The organism is Amycolatopsis sp. VS8301801F10 (assembly GCF_046195355.1).
Taxonomy (GTDB): Bacteria; Actinomycetota; Actinomycetes; order Mycobacteriales; family Pseudonocardiaceae; genus Amycolatopsis.
On the sequence record NZ_CP176065.1, the window covers coordinates 623694 to 640189 of the forward strand.

The 16496-nt window shown below is 69.0% G+C and carries 16 protein-coding genes; 10 read left to right on the forward strand and 6 right to left on the reverse strand.

The features are described from left to right. Nucleotides 1-9: 9 nt before the first annotated feature. Nucleotides 10-1176 carry a serine/threonine-protein kinase gene (locus tag F9C11_RS02920; protein ID WP_409183411.1) on the forward strand — a complete coding sequence of 389 codons (1167 nt, stop codon included), beginning with the start codon at nucleotides 10-12 and terminating at the stop codon, nucleotides 1174-1176. Between the two features lie 7 nt (nucleotides 1177-1183). Here the strand turns inward: F9C11_RS02920 and F9C11_RS02925 are convergent, their stop codons facing one another. Then, nucleotides 1184-2086: a LysR family transcriptional regulator gene (locus F9C11_RS02925; protein WP_409183412.1), complete on the reverse strand. Its 903-nt coding sequence runs from the start codon at nucleotides 2084-2086 to the stop codon at nucleotides 1184-1186. A 105-nt stretch (nucleotides 2087-2191) separates the two neighbouring features. Here F9C11_RS02925 and F9C11_RS02930 point away from each other — a divergent pair, with 105 nt between their 5' ends. Continuing rightward, entirely contained in the window at nucleotides 2192-3100 is a 909-nt protein-coding gene (locus F9C11_RS02930; protein WP_409183413.1) for a DMT family transporter, read from the forward strand. Here F9C11_RS02930 and F9C11_RS02935 read toward each other — a convergent pair. Both F9C11_RS02935 and F9C11_RS02940 read right to left on the reverse strand, forming a co-directional pair. Next, nucleotides 3097-3765 carry a response regulator gene (locus tag F9C11_RS02935; protein ID WP_409183414.1) on the reverse strand — a complete coding sequence of 223 codons (669 nt, stop codon included), beginning with the start codon at nucleotides 3763-3765 and terminating at the stop codon, nucleotides 3097-3099. The genes F9C11_RS02930 and F9C11_RS02935 overlap by 4 nt on opposite strands. Before the next feature lie 44 nt (nucleotides 3766-3809). After that, the gene (locus F9C11_RS02940) at nucleotides 3810-5168 is read right to left on the reverse strand and encodes a PspC domain-containing protein (RefSeq protein WP_409183415.1); all 1359 of its coding nucleotides are present in this window, start codon (nucleotides 5166-5168) and stop codon (nucleotides 3810-3812) included. 155 nt (nucleotides 5169-5323) lie between these two features. Between F9C11_RS02940 and F9C11_RS02945 the strand changes: the two genes are divergently transcribed. The 6 genes from F9C11_RS02945 (at nucleotide 5324) to F9C11_RS02970 (ending at nucleotide 10386) form a co-directional block, all read left to right on the forward strand. Continuing rightward, nucleotides 5324-6787 (forward strand): hypothetical protein, encoded by a 1464-nt coding sequence (locus F9C11_RS02945; protein WP_409183416.1) that lies wholly within the window; start codon nucleotides 5324-5326, stop codon nucleotides 6785-6787. A 71-nt stretch (nucleotides 6788-6858) separates the two neighbouring features. Then, nucleotides 6859-7356 (forward strand): hypothetical protein, encoded by a 498-nt coding sequence (locus F9C11_RS02950; protein ID WP_409183417.1) that lies wholly within the window; start codon nucleotides 6859-6861, stop codon nucleotides 7354-7356. Then, nucleotides 7353-7898, forward strand: a complete 546-nt coding sequence (locus F9C11_RS02955; RefSeq protein WP_409183418.1) for a hypothetical protein — start codon at nucleotides 7353-7355, stop codon at nucleotides 7896-7898. Before F9C11_RS02950 ends, F9C11_RS02955 begins: the two co-directional genes overlap by 4 nt. Before the next feature lie 12 nt (nucleotides 7899-7910). Further along, nucleotides 7911-8465, forward strand: a complete 555-nt coding sequence (locus tag F9C11_RS02960) for a hypothetical protein (RefSeq protein ID WP_409183419.1) — start codon at nucleotides 7911-7913, stop codon at nucleotides 8463-8465. A gap of 405 nt (nucleotides 8466-8870) precedes the next feature. After that, complete coding sequence (locus F9C11_RS02965) at nucleotides 8871-10163, forward strand: PspC domain-containing protein (protein WP_409183420.1); 1293 nt, start codon at nucleotides 8871-8873, stop codon at nucleotides 10161-10163. Continuing rightward, a complete protein-coding gene (locus tag F9C11_RS02970; RefSeq protein ID WP_037368646.1) occupies nucleotides 10156-10386 on the forward strand; it encodes a hypothetical protein in 231 nt (76 codons plus the stop codon). Before F9C11_RS02965 ends, F9C11_RS02970 begins: the two co-directional genes overlap by 8 nt. Before the next feature lie 54 nt (nucleotides 10387-10440). On the opposite strand, the gene guaA is transcribed toward F9C11_RS02970, so the two are convergent. After that, a complete protein-coding gene (guaA, locus tag F9C11_RS02975; RefSeq protein WP_409183421.1) occupies nucleotides 10441-11997 on the reverse strand; it encodes a glutamine-hydrolyzing GMP synthase in 1557 nt (518 codons plus the stop codon). Nucleotides 11998-12114: 117 nt separating this feature from the next. On the opposite strand from guaA, the gene F9C11_RS02980 reads away from it, so the two are divergent. Beyond that, nucleotides 12115-12660, forward strand: a complete 546-nt coding sequence (locus F9C11_RS02980) for a DinB family protein (RefSeq protein ID WP_409183422.1) — start codon at nucleotides 12115-12117, stop codon at nucleotides 12658-12660. Here F9C11_RS02980 and F9C11_RS02985 read toward each other — a convergent pair. Continuing rightward, nucleotides 12593-13240: a rhomboid family intramembrane serine protease gene (locus tag F9C11_RS02985; RefSeq protein WP_409183423.1), complete on the reverse strand. Its 648-nt coding sequence runs from the start codon at nucleotides 13238-13240 to the stop codon at nucleotides 12593-12595. The genes F9C11_RS02980 and F9C11_RS02985 overlap by 68 nt on opposite strands. A gap of 128 nt (nucleotides 13241-13368) precedes the next feature. On the opposite strand from F9C11_RS02985, the gene F9C11_RS02990 reads away from it, so the two are divergent. Further along, nucleotides 13369-14814, forward strand: a complete 1446-nt coding sequence (locus tag F9C11_RS02990) for an aldehyde dehydrogenase family protein (protein WP_409183424.1) — start codon at nucleotides 13369-13371, stop codon at nucleotides 14812-14814. Between the two features lie 85 nt (nucleotides 14815-14899). On the opposite strand, the gene F9C11_RS02995 is transcribed toward F9C11_RS02990, so the two are convergent. Next, nucleotides 14900-16363 (reverse strand): FAD-binding oxidoreductase, encoded by a 1464-nt coding sequence (locus F9C11_RS02995; RefSeq protein ID WP_409183425.1) that lies wholly within the window; start codon nucleotides 16361-16363, stop codon nucleotides 14900-14902. Nucleotides 16364-16496 lie beyond the last annotated feature (133 nt).

Below are 16496 nucleotides of genomic sequence, written 5' to 3' on the forward strand. Positions count from 1 at the left end.
GGGACAGCATTGAGTTCAGAAGGCAGCATCGTCGGGGAGCGGTACCGGCTCGACCAGCCGATCGGGCGCGGCCGTGCGGGCATCGTGTGGCTCGCGTTCGACACGCGGCTGTTCCGGACCGTCGCCGTCAAACGCATGTACCTGCCCGTCGGCCTGCCGCCGGAGCGTGCCGAGCAGGCCCGCGCGATGGCGATGGAAGAGGGCAAGGCCGCGGCCCGGATCGATCATCCGTGCGCGATCACGGTGTACGACGTGCTGCCCGACGGCCCGGACGTGTGGCTGGTGATGGAGTACATCCCGTCGCGCGGGATGTCGGTGTTCCTCGCCGAACACGGCAGGCTCACCCCGGAGCAGGCCGCGTTCCTCGGCATCCAGCTGGGCGACGCGATGGCGTCGATTCACTCGGCGGGCATCGTCCACCGCACGCTCGAACCGAACACGGTGCTGCTCGCTGACGACGGCAGCGTCAAGCTCACCGACATCGGCATCACCGGCGGTGGTCCGCACGCCGCCTACGTGGCGCCCGAGGTCGCGCGCGGCGCGCCTCCGTCTGCAGCTGCAGACGTCTTCTCCCTGGGCGCGACGCTCTACACGGCGGTCGAGGGCGTGCCGCCGTTCGGCGACGACGGCCAGTCCCCGGAACGGCCGCCGGAGAACGCGGGGCCGCTCGCTGGCGCGTTGCAGAAGATGCTGCGCGCCGACCCGGCGGCCCGGCCGACCATGGACGACACCGTGCACGCGCTGAAGGCGATCACCGTCGGGCGCGAGCAGACCGCGTTCATCCCGCCGACCGCGCCCGCGCTGCCGACCCTTCCGGCGTCCCGGCCGCTGCCCGCGCAGCCGCCCAACGTTCCGGAGCCCACGCAGCAGATCCAGCCGGACGCCACGCAGCACATCCTGCCTCCGCAACAGCCGCAACAGCCACCGCAACCCGCTCCGCTGATGCAGCTTCCGGTCCAGCAGGTGCCGCAGGCCCCCGCACCCCCGCAGCCGATGCGGCAGCAGGCGATGCAGCAGCCGACCGCCCGCTACACGCCCACTCCGGCGCAGCAGGCCGCGGCCGCGCAGGCTGTCCGGGAAAAGGCCGCCGCACGGCGCCGGATCATCCTCACCGTCGCGGCGATTCTGTGCGCGATTCTGATCGGGATCGGCGTTTCGCAGCTGCTGTTCGTCTGAGCCGGCGTCAGGCGACGTTCTCGATCGCCTCTTGCATGGCTTCGAGGAACGTCCGCACAGCCGGGCTGCCCACGACGCGCGCGGCCACCGCGGCGTGAATGTGCCTGCTCGGCTGCGGATTGCGGACCCGGCGCACCACCACGCCCGGATGCGGCGTGCCCAGCCCCAGCTCCGGAACCAGCCCCACGCCGAGTCCGGCGGCGATGAACCCTTGCGCCGACGGATAGTCCTCGGACTCGACCACGACGTTCGGATGGAACCCGGCGGACGCGCAGGCCCCTTGCAGGATCGCCCGGCAAGCGCCGGGGATCGGATCGACGCCGACCCACGGTTCGTCGGCGAGATCAGCCAGGTCGAGGACGCGTTTGCGGGCCAGCCGGTGCGCGCGCGGCAGCACCGCGCGGTACGGATCGTCCAGCAGCGGCACCAGTTCGATGCCCTGCCCCGGCTCCGACGGCCGCGGATACACGATGATCGCCAGGTCAGCGCGGCCTTCTTCGACCTCGGTGAGCGGATCGCCCGGGTCGATGAGCTTGAGGTCGAGCCACACGCCCGGATGTTCGCGGCGAAGCGCGGCCACGGCGTACGGCACCATCGTCGCGCCCGCGGTGGCGAAGTAGCGGATGGCGAGCTTGCCGGTACGGCCTTCCTTCAACTCGGTGAGCGCGGCTTCGGCGCGAGCCAGCTCCGCGCTGAGCGTCTCGGCGTGTTCGGACAGCAGCGTTCCCGCCGGGGTCGGCTGGACTCCGCGTCCGACGCGTTCCAGCAACGGCGTGCCCGCTTCGCGTTCGAGCACCGCCAGCTGCTGGCTGATCGCCGAGGGCGTGTAGCCGAGATTCCTCGCCGCGGCAGTGATCGAACCGCTCGTGATCACCGCGCGCAGCACCTGCATGCGCCGTACATCGAGCATGGTCCTGATCCTACAGGTTTGCTTAATTGTCCCTGCAGTTATTTTCGCTTGTTCTTACGCCTCGGCGCGGCGAAGCTGGCTACCGAGGCGAAGGAGGAACCTGGGGTGGGCGAGACGAAGACGCTGCTGAGGATCGCGGCGCTCGCGTTGATGTGGGGATCGAGTTTTTTCTGGATCAAGCTCGGGCTGGAAGCGCTTTCCCCGGTGCAGCTGGTGCTCGCGCGGCTCGTGCTGGGCGCGGCGGTGCTGCTGGCACTGTGCCTGATCGGGCGGCGGAGCCTGCCGGCGCGACGGAGCACCTGGGGACACCTGCTCGTCGCGGCGTTCTTTCACAATGCCTTGCCGTTCCTGCTTTTCGCGGTCGGCGAGACCACTGTGGACTCCGGCATCACCGGGGTGCTGAACTCCACCACCCCGCTCTGGGTGCTCGTGGTGGCCCCGTTCCTCGGGGTGTCGAACCGGATGAACGCGACGCGGATCGCCGGACTGGTGATCGGGCTCGGCGGGATCCTGCTGATTTTCGCGCCGTGGCAGGCGTCCGGACTGCTCAGCTGGGGCGCGCTGGCCTGCCTCGCCGCCGCGGCGAGCTACGGATTCGCGTTCGTCTACGAAGGCCGGTACCTGTCGAACACCGGCTCCTCGCCGTACGCGATCGCGGCCGGGCAAATGCTGCTGGCGACCGGTTTTCTGGTGCTGGCCATGCCGTTCGGCGGGTTGACGCCGGTGCACCTGAGCCCGGGCGCGCTGATCGCGGTGGTGATCCTCGGTCTCGGTTCGACCGGGATCGCGTTCGCCCTCAACTACCAGCTGCTGGCGAGCGAAGGCGCGGTGGCCGCGTCGGTGGTCGGCTATCTGCTGCCGGTGGTGTCGGTGTTGCTGGGCGCGGTGTTCTTGCACGAGCAGCTGAACCTGCGCGTGATCGCGGGCATGGTCGTGGTGCTGCTCGGCGTCGCGCTGACCCGGTTGCAGCGCAAGGCCGAGGTGACTCCGGAAGAGGAACTGACTCCGGCCTAGACGAGGCGGCGGTCCGAGGCCCAGCGGGACAGCTCGTAGCGGTTCGACAGCTGGGTCTTGCGCAGGACGCTCGACACGTGCGTCTCGACCGTCTTCACCGAGATGAACAGCTCGGACGCGATTTCCTTGTACGCGTAACCGCGGGCGAGCAGGCGCAGGACGTCGCGTTCGCGCGGGGTGAGCAGGTCCAGTTCGGGGTCGTTGATCGGCGCGGAACCGGGACGGTCGGCGAAGGCGTCGAGGACGAAACCGGCCAGGCGCGGGGAAAACACCGCGTCGCCGTCGGCCACCCGGACCACCGCGCGGACGAGTTCCTGCGACGAGATCGTCTTGGTGACGTACCCGCGCGCACCGGCGCGGATGACGGCGATGACGTCCTCGGCGGCGTCGGACACCGACAGCGCGAGGAAGACGACGTCCGGCAGCTCCGGGCGGACGCGGCGGAGCACCTCGGCTCCCCCGCCGTCGGGCATGTGGACGTCGAGCAGCACGACCTGCGGCCGGGTGCGCGCGATGCCGGCGACCGCTTCGGCGACCGACCCGGCCTCGCCGACCACCTGCACCTCGTCGGTGATCGAATCGAGTTCCGTGCGCACTCCCGCGCGGAACAACGCGTGGTCGTCCACGAGGAAGACCTTGACCGGTTCCCGCTGGCTATCCGTCACGACTGCCCACTCCCTCGCTTCGCCTGCCCCCGAGCATAGCGAGGTCACGCCACCCCTTTGCCCGCCTTCACCGGCATGGCGAGCTGGACTTCGGTGCCTTCGCCCGGCGCGGTGCGCAGCTTGCAGGTGCCGCCGTGGCGTTCCATCCGGCCGCGGATCGAGTCGGCGAGGCCGTGCCGGTCGGCGGGCACGACGTCCGGGTCGAAGCCCTTGCCGCGGTCGCGCACGAACACGGTGACCTCGGTGGGCTCGACCTCGGCGAACACGCTGACCTCGGCGACGCCGGCGTGCTTGGCCGCGTTGACGATCGCCTCGCGGGCCGCCTGCACCAGCGCGGTGAGCGGCGGGTTCAGCTCGGCGTCGCCGACCACGACCTGGCCGACCGAGATCGCGAACTGGTCCTCGACCTCGCCGCACGCCGCGGCGAGCGCCTCGGACAGCTGCTGGCGGGTGCCTTCTTCCTCTTCTTTGGTCCGTTTGTCGCTGGGCTTGCCGTAGCCGCCGGGGCCGTACAGCCAGCCGCGCAGCTCGCGTTCCTGGCCGCGGGCGAGACGGGCGACCTCGGCGGGCTGGTCGGCCTGGCGCTGGATCAGCGCGAGGGTCTGCAGGACGGAGTCGTGCAGGTGCGCGGCGATTTCGGCGCGTTCGTCGGTGCGGATGCGGGCCTGGCGTTCCTCGCCGAGGTCGCGGACCAGCCGCAGCCAGAACGGAACGGTGAGCACCGCGACGCCGATCAGGGTCGCGAGCACCGCGATCAGGGCGAATTTGACCTGGTCGAAGTCGCCGCTGGCGAACACGACGAAGCCGATGCCGGTGGCCACCAGCGCGACCCCGGCGAGGATCCGGACGAACGCCGCGAGCCGGCCGCCCTCGCCGACCAGGCCGTCGCGGGCCCCGACGCGCCAGCGCCGCCGCTGCGATTCGTCCGCCTCCCGCCAGACGACCGCCGCACCGAGCGCGGCGAGCGCGAGCGGCACCGCGACCCAGCCGCGGATGGCCCCGGTGAGCGTGCTGCTGGCGATCGCGAGCCCGATGCCGAGCGCGATCAGCCCGTACGCCTGCTGCCGGTCGCGGGCCCTGGGCGCGGTTTCGCTTTCCTCGGCGCTCTGCGGCACGAACACCCAGAGCAGGCCGTAGGCGAGCAGGCCGGCCCCGTTGAGCGCGGCCAGCAGCGCGAACACGACGCGCACCCAGACGACCGGAACCCCGAGGTGGTCGGCGAGGCCGCTCGCTACGCCCGCGACGGCCCGCCCGGAGCGCCGCCGGTACATCTTGGGCCGCGCTTCGGGTTCGGCGACCTCCATCGCCGGGGAGGACAGGAGTGCCGAGGGCTCCTCGGAAACCGGGGAAACCCGCCCTGGGGCACTGATGTCGAGAAAGTCCTGCACGAGTCCCATCGTCACACGCGGGAGCGGCCCGGACATCGGGGAAGGCCCTGATCCATTCCCCCAGACGGCCGCCGGCGAGGAAATTCCGCGAACCTCCCTGCCGCCGTCCGGGACTCGGTACGATGCAGGGGGCGAGCGATCACAGTGCGTACACGGGGCGGGGAGGCCGGATGACCGAGCAACATCGCGCGGAGCACGTCGAGTCCGCAGGCGATTACTACGCCCGGACGCAGAACGTGCACCAGATTTTCTCCGTCGGCGAGGATTCGCCGGAGACGCGCAGCGCGACGGAGCAGGACGCCTCGCAGTACTCGGTCCAGCAGGGCCAGCAGCTGCTCCAGGGCCAGCAAACCCGGAGCGACGCGCCAGCGCCGGACGCGAATTACGCGTCGTACAGCCACGAAGACCTGCACAAAATGGTCAACGAGGGCTTGAACTTCGAGAGCATCAACGACCGCAGCCGCGTGACGAACACCTACGGCAACTGGCTCGCCGACGTGTCCAACCAGTTCCGCGACGCGGCCAACACCGCCGGCGCCGAATGGCAGGGCACGGCCGCGGCGCAAGCGCATTCGTTCTTCCAGAGCACGGCGGACCACACGGAAAAAACCGGCAACGCGATGCAGCTGGTGTCGAACCGCTACTCCCAGCAGTCCGCGGCGGCCGATTACGCGCACAAGAACATGCCGGAGCCGACCGGGTTCAACCAAAAGGCCGAAATGGCCAAGGCGACCGAGCAGTTCCAGAACGGCAACCCGTTGCAGGGCGTGATCGCGCTGAACGACATCGCGGCCAAACAGCAACAGGCCGACGCGGCGCACCAGCAGGCGGTCCAGGTAATGCACGGACTGGACTCGACGTATCACGAGACGTCGACCACGCAGCCGGTTTACTCGCCGCCGCCGCAGATGAACAACGACAGCACGCACGCCAGCAGCGCCGCGCCGGTGACCGTGCCTGGCGGGGCTTCCAGCGGGCCTTATGTCGGTCCTGGCGGTCCGGCCGGCCCGGGTGTTCCTGGTGGCGGTTTCTCGAATCCGCCACTCGGCGGGCCCGCTGTCAACACGTTCGGCCCGCCTTCCGTCGGAAACCCCGCGGTCTCCCCGCCCGGAGTGCCTTATGCCCCCGGGCCGGGCGTCAACACCGGTACCGGACCGCTCAGCAACACTGGCCTGACCGGCGGAAACCCTCCCCGGACCACCCCCGGCCCACTCGGCCGCCTGTCCCCCGACGGCCTGGCACTCGGCGGCGGCGGGACCGGAACCCCCAGCGAAGAGACGCCCCGCAGCCGCTCGGGCGGCTCCGGCCGAGGCGGCGCCGGCGGCCGGGTGACCGGCGGGACTGGTTCGGGTGGTTCCGGGAAGCCGGGTGAAAGCGCCGGGAAGGGCGCGGCGGAACGGCTGGAACGGGGCGCGACTGCGGCGGCGAACGCTGGTAAGGGCGGTAAGCCTGGTGCTGCTGGGGCGGGTGCTGGGGCTGGGGCTGCGGGCTCCGGTGCCGGGAAGAAGAAGGAAGAGGACAAGGAACACAAGAACAAGATCCCGACACAGGTCGATCCGGACGAGGTCTTCGAGGTGAAGCCGGAACGAGGACCGGACGGGGAGAAGATCACACCTCCGGTTCTCGGCGGTTGATCCCCTCGAAGGATCCTTCGCCACGTTCCTCATAGCCTTCGCACCCTCGCGCGCAGACACAGGAGCAGCCGATGTCAGGATACGAATGGGATGCGGCCCCGGCGGCCGGAAGTGCTCCCGCCGCCGGCACCGCAGGCAACGACTTTCTGGCTGGGTTCACTGACGGGCCCGGAAGCCACGACGCCGCGCAGAAAATGAAGAACGCAGGAAACACGCTGAAGACGTTGGCGCAGAACGGTTCGTTCGCGGTCAATGAAGCGGGTTTCAACGCATACATGAAGGCCTGCGATTTCTTCATGCACGGATACAACAGAATGATCCGCGAATTAGGCGTATTGTCCCTCCCCGCAGGCATGGGGAATTTCGACTACGGGGTGGCTGTCGCGAATTTTAACGTGCAAGTGGCGAGCGTAGGAGGCGACGCGATGCTGCCAAACCTTGTACTGATGCGAGATGCCGTCGACGCGGCGCAACAAGCCCTCGCCATCGCGCGCAAAAACTACCAAGAAACAGAGCATGCGCACTCCGTATCCTTCGCGGAGCTCAACAAGAAAATTGATGGTAAGTGAAAAAATTGCGTATCTTGGTTTCCTTTGTCGCTCTCGGTGTCGCGGCGACAACACTGACCGCGTGCGACAGCTCCGTCAACGGTGACGCACTACCTAGCACGCCAGCGCCTTCGTCCGCGCCCACCTCTTCACCGGCAAACCCCTTTGCCTCGAGGAACCAATGCGCCCTCCTGGATCAAATTCTCAGCGGGAAGGGATTTCCGAAAGCGACCCCGACAGAGGCGCAAGCACAGAGGTCTTGCGGCTCGCAAGGCGGGAAAGAAACTAATTTCACCGCCATCGGGCTCCTCCTGCAAGAAGGTCAGCGCTACTCGGACAATATTCGAAACCCCAGCAAAGCTCGCAGCGGAAAGCTCAACGGGCGGCCGTTCGTGGAGGACCCCGAGCCGTTGGGATCCAGCGGCCAGTGCTCGATGTTTTTTGCGGTCGAGCCCAATTCGCGTGCGGTCCTCGACGTCACCGGCGGCACGGATACAGCTGCCTCGTGCCGGACTGCCGAAGACCTGGCCAGCAAGCTGGAACCTCTGCTCCCGAAGAACTGAGCGGAGAATCCAATGGCAGAGACGCGACCACGCCTCTTGGCCCTGCTCGGCGCGGCCGCGATTGCCCTGACTGCGTGCGACAGCTCAGTCGACGGCGTCGCAGCACCACGACAAACGGTTCCCTCCATTCCATCCGCGCGCCCGTCCTCGTCCGGAAATCCCTTCTCCGCAAGGAACCAGTGCGCACTACTCGACCAGCTCCTCACCGGATGGGGATACGCCAAGGCAAGGCCTTCTGTCGCTGATTCAAAACGCTCCTGCGCCGCGCAGAAGCCTGGGGGCGGCCCGGACGCCACCGTGGTCGGCCTCACCCTTCAAGACGGCCAGCGCTACACAGACAACGTCGTCAATCCCAGCAGAACTCGTACCGGAAAGATCAACGGCAGCCGCCCCGTGCTCGAAGAACGGGAGCCTCTGGGTTCGAGTGGTCAGTGCATGCTGAAGCTGGCCGTTGAGCCCAATTCGCGAGCAATCGTCGACGTCACCGGAGGAACCGACACCGACGCGGCGTGCAAGAGCGCCGAAGACCTGGCCGACAAGTTGGATCCACTTCTCCCTAAAAGCTAGAAGCAGGAAGCACGTGACCGCGAATCGACGCGCAGCCGGGCATTCGGCGTAGCACTAGCCCTGGCTGACACCGCAGCCTGCAGCAATTCTGTCAATGGCGCGGCGACTCCTGCCAGGTCGAATGCAGTTTCCAGCATAAATCCCCACAACGTTATTGCGCCCCAGAAACCAGGAGATGGCCTGGACGCTGGCGTTGTGGCTCCGGTTCAAGCGGATCATGCATGCTCACGCTGGCAGTCGCGACTCGTCCTCGCGCGATCATCGATGTCACCGTAGGCACTGGCACCGACCGCTGAAGGCTTGGCGGTCAAGCTGGACCCGCTTCTCCCCAGGGACACATCTCGGGGACAACCTCAGGGACCTTCCCCGATGTGCCGCCCCCGGACGTCGACCATGCTGTACGGCATGAGTGGTGCGAACGACGTGCGGCCTCCCCGTACGAACCCGCTGAACGGGTTCGAGGAGACCGTCAAGGACTTCTGGGCCAGCAGGCCTCGGCGGCCGCTCTCGGGTCGGAAGGTTGCGGGGGTCGCGGCTGGGCTGGGGGATCGCTACGGGATCGATCCCGTGGTGATTCGGGTCGCGTTGGCGGCGGCGACCGTTTTCGGGGGGTTCGGGCTGGTGCTTTACCTGCTCGGGTGGCTGTTCTTCCCCGCCGAGGGCGACGAGGTCTCCGGCTTCGAGGCGATGCTCGGGCGCGGCCGGTCGACCATGACGAAAGCCTTCGCGGCCGTGCTGACCATCGCGGTGATTCCGGTCGTCGGGTGGACTTTCGGGGGCGGCTGGTTCGACGGGGGCGGCCTGATCGGGTTCGCGTTGCTCGCCACGTGCCTTTATCTCCTGCATCGCACCCGCGGGCAGGACAACCGACCGGCGCCGGTCGTCGCGTTCGCGGCGGACGGGGTCGCTTCCGGAACCGGAGCTTTCACGATGAACAGCGACACCCCGACTCCCGCGGCGGCGGCGCCGGGCTGGGATCCGCTGGCCGCCGATCCGGCGGGCTGGGATCTGCCCGACCCGGCGGCATCGGTCCCGCCGCCGCCTCCGAGCGGCGACTACAACGACTCCGCGCCCAAGCCGCCGCGGCGGCACTCCAAGATCGGGCCCGCCACGTTCGGGGTCGCGGTGATCGTGGCCGGCGTCGGCGTCGCGCTCGCGCTGAACGGGTTCGACTGGTTCTCCCTGCGGCACATCATCGGCATGACGCTCGCCGTGCTGGGCGTCGGGCTCGTGGCCGGGGCGTTCGCTCGCGGCGCGCGCGGCCTGATCGGGCTCGCGATTCCGCTGTCGGTCGCCGGGATGGTGCTCACGACCAGCGCGTTCGACAACATCGACGTGCGCGGCGGCGTCGGCGACCTGTCCGCGACCCCGCGTACGGTGGCCGAACTGCAGCCGGTATACCGGCACACAGCGGGCAACATGAAGATCGACCTGACCCAGCTGGCCGCGAGCGAGCCGATCACCACGACGATCTCCAACGGCGCCGGGAGCACCGAGGTCATCGTGCCGCGCACCGCGGACGTCACCTTCACCTGCGAGAACAGCGCCGGCGAGGTCGACTGCCTCAACCGCACGTCCAACGGGGTCGGCCAGCCGGCCATCACCGGGACCGACAACGGCGACGACAACGTCGGCGGACAGAAGATCACGCTCCACGTCACCAACGGCGTGGGCCAGGTGGAGGTGCGCCGTGGCTGAGAACCCGTACTCCTACGACGAGCCCGAGGCCCCGGCTCGCCGCCGCGGGGTCGACTGGATCACGCTGATCGTCGGGGTCGCGACGCTGCTGGTCTCCGGTTACGTCCTCACCGACGGCTCCAGCTGGCTGCCCACCTTCGACTTCCGCTGGATCATCGCGGGCGGCGCGGTGTTCTGCGGGATCCTGATGCTCGGCGCGTCGTTCCGCAAGCGACGGCCGTAAGACGCCGTAAGACAACGAAAAACGGGGCCTGGAAGTCCAGGCCCCGTTTTCACGTCATTCCCACTCGATGGTGCCCGGCGGCTTGCTCGTCACGTCCAGCACCACGCGGTTGACCTCGGACACCTCGTTCGTGATCCGGGTCGAGATCCGCTCCAGCACCTCGTACGGCAGCCGCGTCCAGTCGGCGGTCATCGCGTCCTCCGACGACACCGGGCGCAGCACGATCGGGTGACCGTAGGTGCGGCCGTCGCCTTGGACACCGACGCTGCGGACGTCCGCGAGCAGCACCACCGGACACTGCCAGATCTGCTGGTCCAGCCCGGCCGCGGTGAGTTCCTCGCGGGCGATCGCGTCGGCCTCGCGCAGGGTTTCCAGCCGGTCCGCGGTCACCTCGCCGATGATCCGGATGCCGAGACCCGGCCCCGGGAACGGCTGCCGCTGCACGATCGTCTCCGGCAGCCCCAGTTCGAGACCGACGCGGCGGACCTCGTCCTTGAACAGCAGCCGCAGCGGTTCGACCAGTTCGAACTGCAGGTCGTCAGGCAGGCCGCCGACGTTGTGGTGGCTCTTGATGTTCGCGGTGCCCTCGCCGCCGCCGGATTCGACCACGTCCGGGTACAGCGTGCCCTGCACGAGGAACCGGTAGTCGCCCTGCGCCTTGAGGTCGCGTTCGGCCTGCTCGAACACGCGGATGAACTCGCGGCCGATGATCTTGCGCTTCTGCTCCGGGTCGGTGACGCCGGCCAGCGCGTTCAGGAACCGCTCGCGCGCGTCCACGGTGACCAGGTTGACGCCCGTGGCGGCCACGAAATCGCGCTCCACCTGGGTGCGCTCGCCCGCACGCAGCAGGCCGTGGTCGACGAACACGCAGGTCAGCCGGTCGCCGATGGCGCGCTGCACGAGCGCGGCCGCGACCGCGGAGTCGACGCCGCCGGACAGCGCGCAGATCGCCCGCCCGTCGCCGATCTGGGAAGCGATCCGCGCCACCTGCTCGTCCACAATGGACGAAGTGGTCCAGCCGGGCTTCACGCCGGCGATCTCGTACAGGAACCGGCGCAGCACCTCCTGGCCGTGCGGCGAGTGTGCCACCTCCGGGTGGTACTGCACGCCCGCGAAGCGCCGCTCGACGTCCTCGAAGCCGGCGACCTCGGCCCCGTCGGAGCTGGCCGTGACGACCGAGCCCTCGGGGGCTTTGGTGACGCTGTCGTTGTGGCTCATCCACGCCGTCTGGTGGCCGGGCAGCCCGGTGTGCAGGACGCCGCCTTCGCCAACGATCCGCACGTCGGTGCGGCCGAACTCGCGCACGCCGGTCGGCTCGACGACGCCGCCGAGCGCTCGAGCGAGCAGCTGGTGGCCGTAGCAGATGCCGAGGATCGGCACGCCGGCCTCGACCAGCTTCGGGTCCATCGCCGGGGCGCCTTCGGCGTACACGCTCGACGGGCCGCCGGACAGGATGATCGCGGACGGGTTCTTGGCCAGCAGCTCCTCGGCGGTCGAGCTGGACGGCACGACCTCGGAGAAAATCTGCGCCTCGCGCACGCGACGGGCGATCAGCTGCGCGTACTGCGCCCCGAAGTCCATGACGAGTACCGGACCGGTGGGAGTGGCCACCCAAGACCTCCAGGTATCAGCGCTTTTGCCACCATCGTCCCAGGTGGGCCCTGTCACGTCGGCAATGCCCCCGGAATGAGGACAGCCGCTGTCCGCGAACCGGCTTACCGTGCCCCCATGACCAACGACTGGACCAACGAACTGACCGAGCAGCTCGACTGGCACTGGCAGCACCACGTGCGCCCGAAGCTGGAGGGGCTGACCGACGACGAGTACTTCTGGCAGCCGGTCGCGAACTGCTGGACGGTGCACCCTCGCACGAGCGAGAACGATCCAGGCACCGGCGATTTCACCGTCGACTTCTCGTTCCCGGAGCCGACCCCGCCGCCGGTGACCACCATCTCGTGGCGGCTGGCCCACATCATCGTGGGCGTGCTGGGCATGCGCTCCGCGTCGCACTTCGGCGGGCCAGCGATGTCCTATCAGGACTTCCCGTACGCGGGCTCAGCCGACGAAGCGCTGAAGCAGCTCGACGACGCGTACGCGACCTGGATCGCCGGCGTACGCAGCCTCGACGCCGAAGCGTTGGCCCGCCCCTGCGGTCCGGCTGAAGGGCCGTACGCGGAGCTGCCGATGGCCACGCTCGTCCTGCACATCAACCGAGAGATGATCCATCACTGCGCGGAGATCCTGCTGCTGCGCGACCTTTACCGAAACCGGTGAGCAGCAGTCCCAAGGCGATGCCCAGCAGCGCGGGCATGCCGTGGTTGTCGTGCAGCACGGTGTCGAGTACGGCCAGCGGCGCGATCAGCAGCGCGGCGCGGTAGAGCCCTTGCGGCGGCTCGGCGTCGCGCGCCCGCCACACCACGACGGCGAGCGCGCCGAGCAGCCCGGCGACGCACATCGAGTTCCCCGCCCCCACCGGGTTCAGCCAGACGTAGCTGAGGAACTGACCGAACAGTCCGCAGCCGAAGTACAGGACGAACCACGCCACGCGGCCGAGGCACCATTCCGCGAGCGTGCCCACGACGGCGAGGGCGGCCAGGTTGAAAATCCCGCCGAGAAGCTTCCCGTCCTGGAAGAACATCCCGGTCAGCAGCCGCCACCACTCTCCGGCGTCGATCGCGGTGGCGTCGCGCTTGAAGCGGTCGAAGAGGGACGGGTCCGCCAGCTGGGCGACGAGCACGCCCGCGGTCACGAGGAACACCGCGCCGGTCAGCACCGGACGACGCGGTGTTCCGACGCGCGCGAAGAAGGTCCGCAGCGGGCTTTCGGACCAGCGAGAGGCCACCGAGTTGGTCATGCGCTGACGATATGCCGGGCGAGCGCGCGAGACCCCCGACAAATGTCATCTCAGGCCCAGGACGCCCGCCACAATCGAAGGACCGAGTCCGGCGTGCTGGGCGTGGCGCTCCCTAATACCTTGAGCCCATGGACACGATCACCCCACAGCCGCGGGCCGCGTGGATCGCCGGTCAGGCTGAGCAGGGCGCGAGCACCCTCGTGGTGCACCATCCGTTCGACGGCAGCGAAGTGGCGACGGTCGCGGTGCCCGGCGCTGACCAGGTGGAGCGGGCGGTGGCCGCGGCGGCCGCGGTCGCGAAGGAGTTCCGGCGCACTCCGGCGCATCAGCGCGCGGCCGCGCTGGAGCACGTTTCGCGCGGGCTCGCGATGCGGGCCGAGGAACTCGCCGAGGTGATCACGGCCGAGAACGGCAAGCCGTTGAAGTGGGCCGAGGCCGAGGTCAAGCGCGCGGTGTCGGTGTTCCGGATCGCGGCCGAGGAGGCGCGCCGGTTCAGCGGCGACGTGCAGCGGCTCGACGCCGACCCGTCCGGCGACGCCCGGCTCGCGCTGACCCGCCGGGTGCCGCGCGGGCCGGTGCTCGGGATCGCGCCGTTCAACTTCCCGCTGAATCTGGTGGCGCACAAGGTCGCTCCCGCGCTGGCGGTCGGCGCGCCGATCATCGTCAAGCCCGCGCCGCGCACGCCGTTGTCATCGCTGGTGCTCGGCGAGCTGCTGGCCGAGACCGACCTGCCCGAGGGCGCGTTTTCCGTGCTGCCGCTGGGAAACGAGGAGACTCAGGCTCTCGTCGCCGACCCGCGGCTGCCGGTCGTGTCGTTCACCGGCTCGGGCCCGGTCGGCTGGTCGATCGCGGACGCGGCGGCCCGCAAGCACGTGGTCCTCGAACTCGGCGGCAACGCCGCGGCGGTCGTGCTGCGGGACTGGCCGGACGTCGAGGGTGCTGCACAGCGGATTGCGACGTTCGGGAACTACCAGGCGGGCCAGTCGTGCATCGCGGTGCAGCGAGTGATCGTGGACGCGGCGATCGCCGACGAATTCGTACCCGCGCTGACCGAAGCCGTCGAAGCGCAGCAGACTGGCGATCCATACGACCGCAACACTGACGTCGGCCCGGTCGTCGACGAAGCGGCCGCGGAACGGATCATCGCGTGGGTCGACGAAGCGGTGGCCGGTGGCGCACGGGTGCTGACCGGCGGAACCCGTTCGGGCGCAACGGTCGCTCCTACTCTGCTGACCGACGTGCCCGCGGATGCCAAGGCGTGGTCGGAGGAAATCTTCGGGCCAGTGCTCGCAGTGTCCATTGTGGATGGAGTGGACGAGGCTTTCGCTTCGGTGAACGCGTCCGCGTACGGGCTGCAGGCCGGAGTGTTCACCAGCGACGTGCAGCTGGCCTTCCACGCGTCGGCGGAACTTGAGGTCGGTGGCGTGATCATCGGCGACGTGCCGTCGTACCGCGCGGATCAGATGCCGTACGGCGGCGTGAAGGGTTCGGGTGTCGGCCGCGAGGGCGTGCTGTCGGCGATGCACGACCTGACCGAGGAACGGGTCACGGTCTTCACCGGGGTCGAACTCTGACCACAGTGGACCTGAGGCGGGCAACGGCCGCGGGTGCACGCGACATCGCCGATGCGAGGGTTACGGATTCATCGCCGTCCCCGCCTCATGCCGACTGAGCGAACTTGAACACCCCGTTGGGGTCGTACTTCTTCGCCACCTGGTCCAGCCGGGCCGCGTTGTCGCCGTAATAGGCCGACTTCCAGTCCGGCAACTCCGGGTCGATGTAGTTCACGTAGCCGCCGCGCGCGCCCGCGTCCGCCAAGCCAGCGACCACAGTGGACACTGACTTGCGTGCGTTCTCCTGACTGCTCGCCGTGGCCGGAGCGTAGACCTGAATGCTGGCCAACGCTTTCCGGTGCGGGAAGGCCGTGGCCGTCGGCGCGATTTCGCCCACCGCACCGCCGAGGCCGTCGATCAGCAAGTCCATTCCCTTGTGCCCGGAGGCGAGATCGGCGATCCTCCCGCCGTCGACCGGATCGGCGATGATCCGCGACGACGCCACGAAGGTCTGCCGCTCCGAACTGCCGGAGAAATAGTTCATCGCCGCGCCGTAGCCGAGGGTTTTCATCGTGCGGCTGGACGGCGTCGCCGACAATCCGCTGAGCGCCGAGTTCAGGCCCGCCGAACTGCCGACGAACGCACCGCCGACCCGGCACGCTCCGCTCGGACCGCCGGAAACCACGCAATTCGACCACAATTCGGGCGGAGCGCTCGGCAGCCAGCGCTGCCAGGCGTCGACCACGTCGTTCGCCGAACCAGAAGGGAACTTGAGCGAAAACACCGTGACGGTCGGTGCTTCCACCGTGGTGAAGGTGAACGACGTGACCACGCCGAAATTTCCGCCTCCGCCGCCGCGCAGCGCCCAGAACAGGTCGTCGTCGGATTGCGCGCTGACGGTGCGCAGCTTGCCGTCCGGCGTGACGATCTGCGCGGACTGCAATCGGTCGCAGGTCAGGCCGTATTTCCGGGTCAATACGCCGATTCCGCCGCCGAGCGTGAGTCCGGCAATACCGACAGTCGGGCACGAACCGGCAGGCAGGCAACGACCCGCCTTCGCCAGTTCCGCATAGACGTCGCCGAGTTTCGCGCCCGCGCCGATCACCACCTGGTCACCCTGGACGTCCACGCCGGCCATTCCGCCGACGTCGATGACCAGCCCGCCGTCCGGCGCGGAATACCCGGCATAGCTGTGCCCGCCGCTGCGCGCGGCGAGCGGGACCCGTCCGCCGGCCGCTTCGACGCAGGCCTGCACATCCTCCGGTTTCGCGCATTTCGCTACCGCCGCTGGATTACGCCCGTCGAAAAGCGGATTGAACGCCCGCTTCGCGGTAGCGAATCCGCCGTCGGAAGGCAGTACGAGATCGCCGGAGAGCTTGCCGCGCAACGCGTTCCAGTCCGGCGGCCCGGACGGCTTCGAACTGGTGCTCGGCGGTACGGACGTTCTCGTCGTCGGGCTCGTCTGCGGTACCGGTGGTCCCGGTTTCGCCGTGCACGCCGCGGCCACCGCGCCGACCGCCGTCAACCCGGCGGCGCGCAAGAACGTCCTTCTCCCCAGTGTCATGTTCATTCAGACGCCTCAGACCATGGGTGGGTTGCGAACAGTCCGGCCAGTAATGCGCGAGCAGCGGAAAGCGGTCCGCGTCGAGGGGAACCGGACTGTCCACATCGGACTCCGTACCAGGCGGGAGCCCTCCGAACGG

Excerpts from the sequence above, each read along its gene's own strand:
- F9C11_RS02990 (WP_409183424.1), top strand. The coding sequence starts at position 13,369 with ATGGACACGATCACCCCACAGCCGCGGGCCGCGTGGATCGCCGGTCAG.
- F9C11_RS02945 (WP_409183416.1), top strand. The coding sequence starts at position 5,324 with ATGACCGAGCAACATCGCGCGGAGCACGTCGAGTCCGCAGGCGATTAC.
- F9C11_RS02995 (WP_409183425.1), bottom strand. The coding sequence starts at position 16,363 with ATGAACATGACACTGGGGAGAAGGACGTTCTTGCGCGCCGCCGGGTTG.
- F9C11_RS02985 (WP_409183423.1), bottom strand. The coding sequence starts at position 13,240 with ATGACCAACTCGGTGGCCTCTCGCTGGTCCGAAAGCCCGCTGCGGACC.
- F9C11_RS02950 (WP_409183417.1), top strand. The coding sequence starts at position 6,859 with ATGTCAGGATACGAATGGGATGCGGCCCCGGCGGCCGGAAGTGCTCCC.
- F9C11_RS02965 (WP_409183420.1), top strand. The coding sequence starts at position 8,871 with ATGAGTGGTGCGAACGACGTGCGGCCTCCCCGTACGAACCCGCTGAAC.
- F9C11_RS02925 (WP_409183412.1), bottom strand. The coding sequence starts at position 2,086 with ATGCTCGATGTACGGCGCATGCAGGTGCTGCGCGCGGTGATCACGAGC.
- F9C11_RS02960 (WP_409183419.1), top strand. The coding sequence starts at position 7,911 with ATGGCAGAGACGCGACCACGCCTCTTGGCCCTGCTCGGCGCGGCCGCG.
- F9C11_RS02980 (WP_409183422.1), top strand. The coding sequence starts at position 12,115 with ATGACCAACGACTGGACCAACGAACTGACCGAGCAGCTCGACTGGCAC.